The 14285-nt window shown below is 40.8% G+C and carries 11 protein-coding genes and 2 tRNA genes; 5 read left to right on the top strand and 8 right to left on the bottom strand.

The annotated features are described in order from the left end of the window. Positions 1-368: 368 nt before the first annotated feature. Positions 369-1202, bottom strand: a complete 834-nt coding sequence (pssA, locus tag CXF88_RS03465; protein WP_101085348.1) for a CDP-diacylglycerol--serine O-phosphatidyltransferase — start codon at positions 1200-1202, stop codon at positions 369-371. Between the two features lie 99 nt (positions 1203-1301). Here pssA and CXF88_RS03460 point away from each other — a divergent pair, with 99 nt between their 5' ends. Next, positions 1302-1745, top strand: coding sequence for a DUF4124 domain-containing protein (locus CXF88_RS03460; protein WP_101085347.1), 444 nt, complete (start codon positions 1302-1304; stop codon positions 1743-1745). A gap of 60 nt (positions 1746-1805) precedes the next feature. On the opposite strand, the gene clpB is transcribed toward CXF88_RS03460, so the two are convergent. From clpB to rluD, 3 genes are all read right to left on the bottom strand, one after another. Further along, a complete protein-coding gene (gene clpB / locus CXF88_RS03455) occupies positions 1806-4379 on the bottom strand; it encodes an ATP-dependent chaperone ClpB (protein ID WP_101085346.1) in 2574 nt (857 codons plus the stop codon). 164 nt (positions 4380-4543) lie between these two features. Beyond that, positions 4544-5272 carry a peptidoglycan editing factor PgeF gene (gene pgeF, locus CXF88_RS03450; protein WP_101085345.1) on the bottom strand — a complete coding sequence of 243 codons (729 nt, stop codon included), beginning with the start codon at positions 5270-5272 and terminating at the stop codon, positions 4544-4546. Continuing rightward, positions 5272-6246: a 23S rRNA pseudouridine(1911/1915/1917) synthase RluD gene (rluD, locus tag CXF88_RS03445; protein WP_059746300.1), complete on the bottom strand. Its 975-nt coding sequence runs from the start codon at positions 6244-6246 to the stop codon at positions 5272-5274. The genes pgeF and rluD overlap by 1 nt, the downstream gene beginning before the upstream one ends. 123 nt (positions 6247-6369) lie before the next feature. Between rluD and CXF88_RS03440 the strand changes: the two genes are divergently transcribed. From CXF88_RS03440 to CXF88_RS03430, 3 genes are all read left to right on the top strand, one after another. Then, complete coding sequence (locus CXF88_RS03440) at positions 6370-7131, top strand: outer membrane protein assembly factor BamD (protein ID WP_101085344.1); 762 nt, start codon at positions 6370-6372, stop codon at positions 7129-7131. Positions 7132-7460: 329 nt separating this feature from the next. After that, a tRNA-Phe gene (locus CXF88_RS03435) sits at positions 7461-7536 on the top strand. Between the two features lie 59 nt (positions 7537-7595). Further along, positions 7596-7682, top strand: a tRNA-Leu gene (locus CXF88_RS03430). A gap of 284 nt (positions 7683-7966) precedes the next feature. Here the strand turns inward: CXF88_RS03430 and recJ are convergent. The 4 genes from recJ to brnQ all read right to left on the bottom strand — a co-directional run bounded on the left by recJ (position 7967) and on the right by brnQ (position 13006). Further along, a complete protein-coding gene (gene recJ / locus CXF88_RS03425; RefSeq protein ID WP_101085343.1) occupies positions 7967-9691 on the bottom strand; it encodes a single-stranded-DNA-specific exonuclease RecJ in 1725 nt (574 codons plus the stop codon). Positions 9692-9806: 115 nt separating this feature from the next. Continuing rightward, the gene (gene dsbC / locus CXF88_RS03420) at positions 9807-10535 is read right to left on the bottom strand and encodes a bifunctional protein-disulfide isomerase/oxidoreductase DsbC (protein WP_101085342.1); all 729 of its coding nucleotides are present in this window, start codon (positions 10533-10535) and stop codon (positions 9807-9809) included. Between the two features lie 144 nt (positions 10536-10679). Next, positions 10680-11585: a site-specific tyrosine recombinase XerD gene (gene xerD, locus CXF88_RS03415; RefSeq protein WP_101085341.1), complete on the bottom strand. Its 906-nt coding sequence runs from the start codon at positions 11583-11585 to the stop codon at positions 10680-10682. A gap of 89 nt (positions 11586-11674) precedes the next feature. Further along, positions 11675-13006, bottom strand: coding sequence for a branched-chain amino acid transport system II carrier protein (gene brnQ, locus CXF88_RS03410; RefSeq protein WP_101085340.1), 1332 nt, complete (start codon positions 13004-13006; stop codon positions 11675-11677). Positions 13007-13487: 481 nt separating this feature from the next. On the opposite strand from brnQ, the gene CXF88_RS03405 reads away from it, so the two are divergent. Next, on the top strand, positions 13488-14243 hold the full coding sequence (locus CXF88_RS03405; protein ID WP_101085339.1) for a methyltransferase: 756 nt from the start codon (positions 13488-13490) through the stop codon (positions 14241-14243). Positions 14244-14285: the final 42 nt, after the last annotated feature.

Genomic DNA, 14285 nt, shown 5'->3' with positions numbered 1-14285 from the left:
GGTAACCGCTTGCGCTGTCTGCCGTGTCAGTGGATGCGCATTATAGGCACCACACGGTTTTGCGCAAGGCCTTTTTTAAAGCTTTTAGCAAAAAAGCAATCAACCGAATACTAATCAAACAACTCGGTACTAAAAACACACAACCGTGTTCGATTTTGCTCAATTAAGCTTCAGATAATACAAAGGAGTAGATTAACTAATATAAAACCGGATAATAATTATAGTACATATTTAAGATTTAGATAAAAAAGATATGATTTAATGAATATGTTGGCAAGTCACAACGATTACCTCAGCTATCTATATAGTAGAGGAACTAACTACGTAAACTCTATTGTTAGATGCTATTGAAGAAAATCACTCTATAGTTAACTTTCATTTTTCTCGTTGGTAATATCAGTATTATTGATGTCATCGATGGTTGAGTGTTGTTGTGTCTCTGTTTTATTCAATTCATCGCCAACGATGTGGGCCACTTTTAACTTCTTAATAGCGTTAATCGTGATAACAGGTCCAGATAGTGCATATATGTAGAAACCAAGACAAAGAATGATGGCTGGTTCTACAGAAATAATAACGAACACACCTACGAGCAATAACATCACCACGAAATTTACTTTCCCTCGCCAATCTACTTCCTTAAAGGAGTGATAGCGAAAGTTACTGACCATGAGTAGTCCTGTTAATGCAGTAATCAATGCGGCAAGGTAATTTATATCGGTAGGGTCAAGCTCATATTTAGAACCACTCCAAATACTTCCAGCGATTAAGGCTGCTGCAGCGGGACTAGCTAGACCTTGAAAATAACGTTTATCGGCAACACCAACTTGGGTATTGAAACGAGCTAATCTCAATGCTGCACAAGCACAGTAGATAAAAGCAGCTAACCAGCCTACTTTACCTAAATCTTGCAATGCCCAATTATAAGCAAGGATCGCTGGAGCCATGCCAAAAGAAACCATATCGGCCAAACTATCATATTCAGCCCCAAAATCACTTTGAGTATTGGTTAACCTTGCGACTCTGCCATCTAGTCCGTCACAAATCATAGCGATAAAGATAGCAATTGACGCTAACTCAAAATGACCGTTCATTGATGAAATGACAGCATAAAAACCAGAAAATAGCCCTGCGGTAGTAAATAAGTTAGGTAATAGGTAAATACCTTTATTTTTTACTGGGTGATTAGGTGAATTTTGCATACACTTTACACATTATCGTTTTAGTTGTTGGATTTATACTCAAAGATAGCATATTTTGAAATATTCAAGCATAACGTCAATTAGCTCTGGGAAACTCACATGGAAATTACGCGTTTAGTTTTTGGTTTAGTCACTTTTGCATTTAGTACATGTTTATTTGCCGCGACCATTTACACTTGGGTGGATGATGCTGGCGTTGTACATTACAGCCAACAACAGCCCCTAAATGTAGATGCAAGCAAGATTTATAGTGAGGATATGGAACCCGCTAAAATTGGCACTTACACACCACAAAAAAAAACCGCTGTTAACGTGGAATCTCAATTAGAACAATCAGCAAAAATCATTAATGAAAAAGACAAACAACAAGCCAAAGACATCTGTGAAAGTGCTAAGCACAGCCTGAGTGTATTGAATACTCACAGCAAATTAAATCAACAAGATAAAACTACTGGTGAAACTGTCTCAATGACAGAAGAACAGAGGCAAGCAGCTATTACTGAAAATACCGAACGGGTCAGGTTATTTTGTCAAAGTAAATAATAACAAAGGGAGCTAATGCTCCCTTTGTTCAAAAACGTTAGCTGATAATGCTAGATAACATTATTGATTGAAGGCTAGCTTGCCATCTTCTACTACGACTTTAATCATTTTACCTGGCAATAATTGACCTCGCAGCAATTTTTGGGCTAAAGGATTCTCTACTTCTTGCTGCAATGCTCGTTTTAAGGGTCTTGCACCATAAACAGGATCGAATCCAGCTTCAGCAATTAATGATAAAGCCTCATCAGATAATTCAATATCGAACTCTTTCTCGATCAAACGTTTGCGCAATAATTCAAATTGAATACTGGCAATGTGTTTGATATTTTCGGCGTCTAAGGGATGGAATACCACAGACTCATCAATTCGATTTAAAAACTCTGGACGGAAGCTTTGCGTCACAACATTCATGACTCCAGCTTTCATATCTTCATAACTCGTATGACCAAAGCCCTCTTGAATAATATCTGAGCCAAGGTTAGAGGTCATGATGATGACAGTGTTTTTAAAATCAACCGTTCTGCCTTGACCATCAGTTAAACGGCCATCATCTAATACTTGCAGCAACACATTAAATACATCTGGATGAGCTTTCTCAACTTCGTCTAACAAGATCACGGAATAGGGCTTACGGCGAACCGCCTCAGTTAAGTAACCGCCTTCTTCATAACCCACATATCCGGGAGGGGCACCAACTAAACGCGAAACGGTGTGTTTTTCCATAAATTCAGACATGTCTATGCGCACAAGAGCTGATTCTGAATCAAACAAAAACTTAGCTAGCGATTTACACAGCTCAGTTTTACCCACACCGGTAGGCCCAAGGAACAAGAACGAACCTATTGGACGTTGTGGATCGGCAAGACCTGCCCGACTACGACGAATGGCATTAGATACTGCCTCTACAGCCTCATTTTGGCCGATTACACGCTCATGCAATGCATCTTCCATATGCAATAGTTTTTCACGCTCACCTTCGAGCATTTTTGAAACAGGGATACCGGTGGCTTTTGATAGTACTTCAGCAATCTCGACCTCAGTCACTTTATTACGTAACAGTGTCATATCTTGCATTTCTGCTTGCGATGCTAAATCTAGTTGCTTTTCGAGCTCAGGAATACGCCCATACTGTAATTCAGACATCCGCGTTAAGTCACCCGCACGACGAGCTACTTCTAAATCCATTCTCGCCTGTTCGAGATCGGCTTTAATATGTTGTGTGCCTGCTAATGCTGCTTTCTCGGTATGCCAAATCTCATTCATCTCAGAAGCTTTACTTTCGACATCCCTCAGTTCATGTTGTAAAAACTCAAGACGTTTACGACTGGCCTCGTCTGACTCTTTACTTAACGCTTGTTCTTCCAGCTTAAGCTGAATAGCGCGGCGTTCTAAGCGGTCAAGTACTTCTGGCTTAGAATCAATCTGCATTCTGATACTAGATGCCGCTTCATCGATTAAGTCGATAGCTTTGTCCGGCAATTTACGGTCTGAAATATAACGATGCGACATGGTTGCTGCTGCAACTATTGCAGGATCAGTTATTTCAACATGATGATGTAATTCGTAACGCTCTTTTAGACCACGTAAAATGGCAATGGTGTCTTCAACGCTCGGTTCATCAACAATTACTTTTTGAAAACGGCGTTCAAGTGCAGCATCTTTCTCAATATATTGACGATATTCATCAAGTGTTGTTGCGCCGACACAATGCAAATCACCACGTGCTAAAGCAGGCTTAAGCATATTACCAGCATCCATTGCGCCCTCGCCCTTACCTGCGCCGACCATGGTATGCAGCTCATCAATAAACAGAATGACCTGACCTTCCTCTTGGGATAGCTCATTCAATACTGCTTTCAAGCGTTCTTCAAACTCACCACGATATTTGGCTCCCGCAATTAACGAGCCCATGTCTAATGACAATACCCGTTTATTTTTAATCCCTTCAGGGACTTCACCATTCACAATACGCTGAGCTAAACCTTCAACAATGGCGGTTTTACCGACACCAGGTTCACCAATTAATACCGGATTATTTTTAGTACGGCGTTGTAGCACTTGAATCGTGCGACGAATTTCCTCATCACGACCAATAACAGGGTCTAACTTACCTTGCTCTGCCCGCTCGGTTAAATCTACGGTAAATTTTTTCAATGCTTGGCGTTGATCTTCAGCATTGGGATCATCAACTTTCTGCCCGCCACGCATGTCTTCAATGGTTTTTTCCATTAACTCTTTGCTTGCACCTGAATCTTTTAATGCTTTGGCAAGGGGGTCATTATTTTCTAATGCAGCCAAGACAAACAATTCAGATGAAATGTATTTGTCTTTGCGCTTTTGCGCTAACTTATCGCATAGGTTTAGTAAACGAATTAACCCTTGTGATAACTGAACATCACCACCAGTACCTTCAACTTGCGGTAAACGTTCTAACTCTTGGCTAACCGCTGAGCGAAGCGCACTAACACGAATGCCCGCTTGCGTTAGTAAAGAATGAATAGAACCAGAATCTTGATTTAACAGCGCCATCATTAAATGAATAGGTTCAATAAATTGATGATCGCGTCCCAATGCTAATGATTGGGCATCAGAAATGGCAATTTGAAACTTATTAGTCATACGATCGAGTCTCATACAACCTCCTAGGATCTGATACATGTGGAATGGGAAATTAATTCAGAAATGAATAATTTGTTAACTTAAAGATGGGGGCATTTAATGTAAACTCAAGGTTAAAACTTAATCTGGATCAAAAAATTGTTGATTTTTTATACTTGAAAGTTGTTACCAATAATAACTTAAGATTTAAGCCAAATGAGAGAAGCCATTCGACCCGTTTGCTTGTCACGACGGTAAGAAAAGTAATCAGGTTCAGAAAAGGTACACACATCTGCGCTATAAATTTGAGTAACGCCTGCTGTAGATAAACGCAACTTAGCTAAGCCGACTAAATCAGCTAAATATTTAGCATTATTCTGAACAAAATGAGTTGCAGCTTGCGGATTTTTATTGATAAAAGCATCACGAACTTCACTACCAACTTCAAATGCACAAGGACCTATTGCAGGCCCTAAGTATGCGATTAATGCTGACGGTGGAGAATGAAACATCGCCAATGCTTGCTCGATGATGCCCTCACACAAACCGCGCCACCCGGCATGAACTGCGGCAACTTCAGTGCCTTGTTGATTACATAATAATATTGGTAAGCAATCGGCCGTCATTACCGTACATACATGGCCAAACTGATTACTGTAACTACCATCAGCTAATGCTATCGCGCTACCTGGCATCAATGTTTGTACATCAACAACCTTAGTACCATGAACTTGCTCAAGCCAGATTGGCTCAGCAGGTAATGATAATTGCTGAGTTAATATTGCACGATTAGCGAATACATCTTGAGGCTTATCACCAACATGTAGCCCTAAATTTAAACTATCAAACGGGCTAACACTGACGCCACCAAAACGATTTGTCATCGCTATGGCAACGTTAACAGGTATTGGCCAATCGTGCTCAAGCATTATAAATACACTATCGGATTAAGCTCAGTATCGACTCGTAGTGCTTTTGTCAGCTCAACCATGTCATCAGGGATCGGCGCATGCCAAGTCATGATTTCACAGGTAAATGGATGAGCAAGTTCTAAACGCACTGCATGTAAAGCTTGGCGCTTAAAGTTTTTGAGTAATTCAAAAAACTCTGGGCTCGCTGATTTAGGCGGACGAGGACGACCACCATAAACCGGATCGCCAACTAACTCATGACCAATATGCGCCATATGAACACGAATTTGGTGAGTACGACCAGATTCCAGACGCAAACGTAAACGCGTATGAGCTCGGAACTTTTCAGACACACGATAATGAGTCACCGATGGGCGACCACCATGGATAACGGCCATTTGAGTACGTCTAGTTGCGTGACGTTCAATAGGTTCATCAACCGTGCCACCTGCCGTCATAGTGCCTAATACAATCGCTTCATACTCGCGAACAATATCACGAGCCTGTAATGCGGCAACCAAATGCGTTTGTGCTTCAACTGTTTTAGCAACAACCATTAGCCCTGTAGTGTCTTTATCTAAACGATGAACAATACCTGCTCTTGGTACATGTTCAATATCTGGACAATGGTATAATAAAGCATTCATCAACGTACCGTCTGCATTACCAGCGCCAGGATGAACAACTAAACCAGCTTGCTTGTTAATGACAATAATATGGTCGTCTTCATAAATAATATTTAAGTCGATATTTTGCGCTTTAGCACTCACTTCTTCTTCAAGTGTTGCCGTCACTTCTATCAACTGAGACTCGAAAACCTTTTCCCGTGGCTTGTCGACTGTGATACCGTCAATAGTAATTGCACCAGATAGGATCCATTCCTTGATGCGTGTACGCGAGTAGTCAGGGAACAAACCAGCTAATGCTTGGTCTAATCTCAGACCGGTTTGTGTTGCTGTGATCTCGCTTTTTAGATTAATCTCTTGTGTCATAGGAACCGTACCCCAGTTTAGGGGTCCAAAGTGAATGTGCTATCTGTTACAATCGGATGTTTTCTATTTTACCGTGAAATGGAAAAATTCTTAACAACAACTTAAAAAGAATTGAATTCAAGTATGTATAAAATTGCCCAAGGTGCCGCCCTAGTATTACTTTCACTGGCTATAACAGCCTGTAGTAGCAGTCCAGAAGACGATGATGTTGCCAGTAAAGCATCACCTGATGTCCTGTACTCTCAAGCAAGAACGTCAATGGAATTAGGTAATTACTCTAAAGCCGTTCGTTCACTTGAAGCATTGGACTCTCGTTTTCCATTTGGTCCGCACAAAACTCAAGTTCAATTAGACTTGATTTATGCGTATTACAAAATGGATGATGCTGCCTCAGGAGTTGCCAATATTGATCGCTTTTTACGCCTCAATCCAACGCATCCTAATATAGATTACGTCTATTATATGCGTGGTTTAACCAATATGCAGGCAGATAATTACTTATTTCACGATTTAATGAATATTGATCGTACCGATCGTGATCCCAAAAATGCTCAAGATGCATTTAAAGATTTTGATCGATTGATTAAATCGTATCCAAATAGCAAGTATTCTGCTGATGCACAACAACGTATGCAGTTCTTAAAGAACCGTTTGGCTAAATATTCAATTCAAGTTGCAGAATATTATATCAAAATGAACGCATGGAGTGCAGCTGCTGTTCGTGCTCAATCAGTTATGGAGAAGTTTCCAGGAACACCTTCAACTGAACGGGCATTAGAAATTATGGCTAAAGCGTATGACGAATTAGGTCAGGAAAAATTACAGCAAAACGTTAAAACTGTAATGAAAGCAAACTTTCCAGCTAATGAAATATTATCTAACTAGTCATCATTCATACTCTACGACTGTTAATTATTGTTTCACATTAAACGCTCCTTGGAGCGTTTTTTTATACCTGATTTATCTGCCTTGGCAATTTGAGTCTCTATATATTCAATATTTTTTACTTGTTATGGTAACCACACCAGTAAAAGAGGCACCATAACACCATTTACTCTAGTTACCATCATAGGAGTGAAGTATTTATTACACTATGGTACTTCGGCTGAATAACATTCGATACGCCCAAAATACATCCAAACAAATCGATTTTTGATATAAATATAAAAAACAGGTTGACTCAATGGGTCAAAATCCTTTAAATTGCGTCCGTCGCCCGAATAGCTCAGTCGGTAGAGCAGAGGATTGAAAATCCTCGTGTCCCTGGTTCGATTCCGGGTTCGGGCACCATATTTATATTGGTGGCGACAGCGACTAATAGAATAAAGTTATTTCTCGATACATGTTTTGCAGGTGTGGTGGAATTGGTAGACACGTCAGCTTCAGGTGCTGATGCTCGTAAGGGCGTGGAGGTTCAAGTCCTCTCACCTGTACCAAATAACTTTATCAGTTTTAACAAAAAGGCCTCGCATTGCGAGGCCTTTTTGTTTTTGTTGCCGGTATCACTTTGACGAGTGTTAAAGCCACATATTATTTAGCGGCTCAGGTAGCCTATCAACTGGATTGCTCTACTGTATAGTTAATGTTCAGCTCGTTGGCTATAAAATCAGTTGAACGTTAACGCTACAATATCGCTATCTCGTTACGCTCTATCAAACAGTTTGTTCACTGACGAGTCTATCAACTCGCCAGAAAAATCTGCGACAACATAAAACAGCGATTACATCGGCTCAATATAATCCACCATTAACTGCACAGTTTGATTACCTCTAAACTCGTTCACATCAAGCTTATAGACCACACGAGCATGTTTAATGGTTGCATCAGGCCATATTGCTAAATCCACATTAAAAGCAATACCGTCTAACATCGCGCTGCCACATTCCGTTTCAAGTAATAATTTTAAGTGTTTTTCACCCACTATACGCTGCTGTACTACCTTGAATACACCATCAAATAGTGGTTCTTCAAACGACTGCCCCCATGGCCCTGCATTTCGTAATAAAAAGGCAGTATCAAGCGTCATTAACTGGCTCGATAACTCACCATCAGAGAGTAGCTCCCCCGTCAGCTGTTCATAATCTAATACTTCTCTTACCGCATCATCATAAGCTTGCTTAAACTGCTCAAACACATTTGCTTTTAACGATAGCCCTGCTGCCATAGCGTGACCACCAAACTTGGTTATCATTCCAGGACAGCGACCATTAATGCGTTCGAGTAAATCTCGCATATGCAGGCCTTTAATCGAACGGGCAGAACCTTTTATTACACCATCACCCGCATCGGCAAAAGCAATAACCGGACGATGATAACGATCCTTAATCCGTGAGGCCAAAATACCAATAACACCTTGATGCCAATCATCCTGAAAAATGGCGATGCCCCACGGTAAATCAGCTTCATTGAGTGACACTTTCGATAAACTTTTTAATGCCTCTTGTTGCATGCCCGTTTCAAGTTCGCGGCGCTCTTGGTTTAATCCATCTAATTCCGCTGCCATTCTTCTGGCTAACATGATGTCTTCACACAGTAAGGTTTCAACCCCTAGCGCCATTTCATCTAAACGCCCAGCTGCATTGAGTCGAGGCCCTACCGCAAAACCAAAATCAGCAGCAACAATCTTTTCAGGACTCCGTTTCGCCACTTCAAGCAATGCTGTAATGCCAACACGACAGCGGCCACTTCTGACTCGCTGCAAACCAGCATTAACGAGAATACGGTTATTAGTGTCTAACGACACAACATCAGCGACAGTACCTAAAGCGACAATATCAAGCAATGTGCCCAGATTAGGCTCAGTGATTTGCTGTTGTTGATACCAATTACGCTGCCTTAATTGCGCACGTAAAGCAGACATTAGATAAAACGCCACCCCAACACCGGCAATTGACTTACTGGCAAACTGGCAACCAGGTTGATTAGGATTAACAATAACATCAGCATTGGGCAAGGTGCTGCCAGGTAAATGATGATCTGTCACGACAACAGTCATTCCTAACAATTTTGCAGCTGCCACCCCTTCAATTGAAGATATTCCATTATCAACGGTAATGAGTACATCAGCATTTTTAGTAAAAGCCACCGCAACAATTTCAGGGCTTAAGCCATAACCATAATCAAACCGATTAGGAATAAGGTAATCAACATGTTTTGCCCCCATCATTTTCAGCGCCAGCATACATACACTAGTCGACGTAGCACCATCAGCATCAAAATCCCCAACAATCAAAATTGATTGCTGCGCAGCAATAGCATCCGCAATAATCACGGCGGCTTCTGCTAGCCCTTTCATACTATCTGGGCGTAATAACTTACTTAGCATTAATTCGCAGTTATCTTCATTGACGCCACGGCGAGCATAGAGCTGTTTCAATAATGGCGATAAAGAAGCGGGTAAATGACTATCATCAACCTGAGGACGACGGACTATTTTATGAGACAAAAGGCAACCTTAAACGGGTAATTAGAGAATAGAGCATAACAAAAAGGTGAGCCTAAGCTCACCTTGATTTTACGTTTTTAGCACACGCTTTACGACGTTGATTTACTAGTCTGATTTATAAATTCGATTCAATCGTACGTAATAAATCTGCCGGAGCTTGATAGCCAGGTACCATCACACCATTTTCTAAAATCAGTGCTGGTGTACCGTTAATCCCGAACGACATACCTAATTTATACTGGGCTGCAATATCAATATCACAACTTGCCGCTTTAACATTACCACCCGCTTTAGCTTCTGACATCGCTTTTAAAGGATCTTTAGCACACCATACCGCTTGCATCTCGTCTGCATTAGCAGAAGGAATACCTGCACGAGGATAAGCTAAATAACGAATAGTAATACCTAAATCATTATAGCCTTGCATTTGATTGTGTAGCTTGCGGCAATAACCACAGTCTACATCGGTAAATACCGTGACAACATGTTTCTCATTTTTCGCTTTGTAAACCAACATCTCATCTTCAAATGGCTTAAGTAACTCTATGCGAGGTCCAGCCAATGCAGCCTCGGTTAAGTTTTTCATGCCTTTATCCATGTCATACAAATTGCCATGAATGAGTTTTGTGCCATCTTTGGTGACGTATAATACACCGCGGTCTGTTAGTGCTTGATATAAACCGTCGATTGGAGATTGTTGAATGAGCATCACGTTGACACCCAAGGTTTCAGTGAGTTTTTGCTTTAACGCTGATTCATTGGACACATCGGTCGCAGGTGCCGCTGACACAATAGGGGCAATAATAAGGCTGGCAACAAGGGCGAATGCTTTAGTTAACTTCATGGTAATTCCTATATTACACGGGTTCATAATCAATAGACCCGACTTCGTAAGCAAAACTTACAGATTTAATTTCGCTAGCGCAACAAATACTCATAATCTTAAATGTAAGGATTTGAAACCTACACAGATACAAATCACACTAAGCTAACCGCGTGGATGATGTTGGCTATGCAGTTGCTGTAAGCGCACTTTAGCAACATGTGTATAAATTTGAGTGGTCGATAAATCACTGTGACCGAGTAATAATTGTACCACACGCAAATCCGCGCCATGGTTAAGTAAATGGGTAGCAAAAGCATGGCGTAACGTATGTGGTGATAAATGACATTGAATACCCGCCCTGGCCGCATACAATTTAATCCGATGCCAAAAGGTTTGTCTGGTCATCATTTGCCCACGACGTGAGGGAAACAATACATCTGACTGCTTCATACTTAATAGCTCGGCACGAGCAAACTTGATGTACTGCTCAACAGCTGTAATGGCCAGCTCACCTAAAGGGACCAAACGCTCTTTGCCTCCTTTACCCATCACCCTCACCAAACCTTGGCGTAAACTAATTTGCTCCATCGTTAAACTCACCAATTCGGTTACCCGCAGCCCTGTAGCATACAACAGCTCTAACATGGCTTTATCTCGGTACTCGATAGGATCATCAATATTTGGCTCTGATAATAAATTATCTATTTGCGCCTCAGACAATGTATCCGGTAATTGACGAACTAACTTGGGCGACTTGATTAATGCTGTAGGGTCTTGGCTTATTTTCTGTTTAACTAATAAGTAAGCATAAAAACGTCGTAAACTACTGAGAAGTCTCGCTGTGCTACTTTTAGCAAATTGTTTATCAAAACGTTCAGCAAGATAGTCACGCAGTAAGGCCTGGTCAACTTGCAGCAAATCCTTACCTTTGGTCAAAACATAACGTTCAGCATTTTGTAAATCTGTACGATAAGATACCAAGGTATTATCACTTAGCCCGTTAGTTGACCACAAGTCATCAAGAAACTGGTTAATTAAGGGATCGGGTTGATAAGCAGGTTTGGCCAAAGCGGTATCCAATAAATAATAAAAAACGACGTTAGATAATCTATCATAACGTCGTTATATTGATCTGTTAATTATGATCTATTTAACAATTAAGCATCCGCTTTTTGAGCCTGATTTTGAGGTAAAAACAAACACACAATTGCTGTTAACGCAGTAGGTAGCAACCAAGCCATCCCCTCTGCATGCAGTGGCATAAAGTCAAGGAAGCTCATGTCCATGCCTGCCGTTTGTAACCCATCAAAGATACCGAAAAACAGTGCAACACTCAGCACGACTCGATGCGAAAAAGCAGGTCTAGCAAAGCGTTCTGTCAAAAAGGTTACCAATACCAATGCTATCGCAACGGGATAAATAGTCATTAACACAGGAATACTGATGCTTATTAATTGCGATAAACCTACGTTAGCGACAGTGGCACATATCACACTTAATAAAACCACTAGTAACTGGTACGATAATTTTGGCATTAATTCATTGAAGAATTCAGAGCAGGCTGTAACTAAGCCAACGGCCGTCGTTAAGCAAGCAAGCGTTACAACCGTTGACAGCATTAAGGTACCAATATTACCAAAATGATGAGTCACATAGTTTGTTAAAATTTGGCCGCCATTGTCTGCACCAATAGCAAAATCGCCTGCTGAAGCACCAAGATAAAACAACGACACATACACAAACGCTAAACCACCAGCAGCAATAAATGCTGCACGAACTAAATACTTAGTTTGATCGGCGGCATCGTTTACGCCTTTTTTGCGTAACAAATCGATGATTAACATACCAAACATCAATGATGCCAAGGTATCCATGGTGTTATAACCTTCAATAATTCCTTTGGTTAATGGACTATTAATATATTCACCGACCGGAAGGTTCACCTCTGCGCCAGGAAGAATAATCACTGAACTGGCTAACCCCACCAAGAGTAAAATCAATACTGGCGTAAGTATTTTACCTACGCTATCGAGTAATTTTCCTGGAAATAAAGATAAAAACATCACAATGGAGAAAAACACTAAAGTATAAATAAGTTGCGCAATACTAAACTCTTTGCCGCCAAGCATCATTAACGCATCAGGATTACTAATAAAAGGTCTAGCGCCAATTTCGAACGCCACCAACGCAGTACGTGGGGCCGCAAATGCTGGGCCAATGATAATATAAATCGCAATGGCTAATGCTGTGGCAGCAAACGCAGGTAATAGCGCCATCACTTTACCGTTAGCTTTCGCAACGGCAATTAACCCTATCAGTGGCATACCCACTGCGGTAATTAAGAAACCGAACATCGCAAAAGACATATTCTCGCCAGCAAGCATGCCAGCAAAAGGTGGGAAAATTAAGTTACCCGCACCTAAAAAAAACGCAAAGGTCATAAACCCTAACCCTAGCGTATCAGTCACACTCATTTTAGTTGTTTGCACTACTAGCCTCGTTTTATTGTTATGTTTTTTAACAAACCTAATTGATTACGCCATAATTAGCTACTGCTGAGCTGAACGAACAATAAATTGTAAAGTTAAAAATACACTTAGAAAATAGTAAACTTTGTTAAGAGAGTAACGAAAATGACTCGCTAGCTCAGTATTCAGCATGACATCCCTGTCAAATAGCCTTAATTAGACTTTTCACTCGATTTTACGAGTAAAAAAGCGCGCAAACTAATATCAAATATCGCCTTAATACTCAAGCACCAGCCCCCTAAACAATTAAAAAAAACTATTTAGTTACGATTTATGGCAAGACTTGTGTACATATCCACCACATCTATGATTTTAAAGTTAATTTTTCGTAACAAAAAGTCAACGGTACAGGTCAGAGGGAATTAACACGCGACAGTAAAAATCAAAGCGGTTATGATCTTATTCGAGTAGTTCATACAATCGAAAGAGTAATCAATTATCTATGTCTTTTACGTTTAAGCAATTTCATATCGATGATCAACAGTGTGGTATGGCCGTCAGTACTGATGCAGTTTTACTCGGTGCTTGGGCTGAGCTAACTCAATCAAGGCATATTCTGGATATTGGTGCAGGAAGCGGTTTGCTCAGTTTAATGGCAGCACAACGTAGTCCTCGCCACACGAGTATTATTGCAGTAGAAATAGACAATGCAGCCGCGAAGGCTTGCCAATTTAATATTAAACAAAGCCCTTGGTCAGAGACGGTGCAACTCTTTCACGGTGCTATTCAAGACTTTCAACAACTGCACAAAAAGAATGATGAGCCATTATTCGACCATATTATTTGTAATCCACCCTACTTTGAACAGGGCACACAAGCCAAAAATAGCGCACGAGCTGACGCCAGGCACACTAATACCTTGCCCTTTGCCGAATTGCAGAGCGTGATTAGCCAATTACTTGCTCCGCAAGGCACGGCAAGTGTTATTTTGCCACTGCAAAGTTTAGCCAGTTTTACTCAACAACTTAACACTTATGGTCTATTCGTTGCTAAGCAGCTTGATATCATTAGCATTGAAGGAAAGGTAGCTAACCGATCAATATTGGCAATCCAGCACTACCCAACAACAACGGAGCCACAAACACTCACTCATCCTGCTGTTGAAACTCAGTATCATCAAATGACGATCCGCGACAAACAAGAGCGATATAGCGAAACGATGATAGATTTATGCCGCCCATTCTACTTAAAGCTTTAGCCTGCTCAATAGGTCAGCTATAATACTCAACTATTTTTCAGC

The organism is Shewanella sp. ALD9 (assembly GCF_002836315.1).
In the GTDB taxonomy this organism is placed as follows: Bacteria; Pseudomonadota; Gammaproteobacteria; order Enterobacterales; family Shewanellaceae; genus Shewanella.
This window is presented reverse-complemented; position numbering and strand designations above follow the sequence as displayed.

Bases quoted from the DNA above. Each gene is read 5' to 3' on its own strand.
- pgeF (WP_101085345.1), bottom strand. From the start codon at position 5,272: ATGCTTGAGCACGATTGGCCAATACCTGTTAACGTTGCCATAGCGATG.
- clpB (WP_101085346.1), bottom strand. From the start codon at position 4,379: ATGAGACTCGATCGTATGACTAATAAGTTTCAAATTGCCATTTCTGAT.
- CXF88_RS03460 (WP_101085347.1), top strand. From the start codon at position 1,302: ATGGAAATTACGCGTTTAGTTTTTGGTTTAGTCACTTTTGCATTTAGT.
- CXF88_RS03440 (WP_101085344.1), top strand. From the start codon at position 6,370: ATGTATAAAATTGCCCAAGGTGCCGCCCTAGTATTACTTTCACTGGCT.
- CXF88_RS03405 (WP_101085339.1), top strand. From the start codon at position 13,488: ATGTCTTTTACGTTTAAGCAATTTCATATCGATGATCAACAGTGTGGT.
- pssA (WP_101085348.1), bottom strand. From the start codon at position 1,202: ATGCAAAATTCACCTAATCACCCAGTAAAAAATAAAGGTATTTACCTA.
- dsbC (WP_101085342.1), bottom strand. From the start codon at position 10,535: ATGAAGTTAACTAAAGCATTCGCCCTTGTTGCCAGCCTTATTATTGCC.
- rluD (WP_059746300.1), bottom strand. From the start codon at position 6,246: ATGACACAAGAGATTAATCTAAAAAGCGAGATCACAGCAACACAAACC.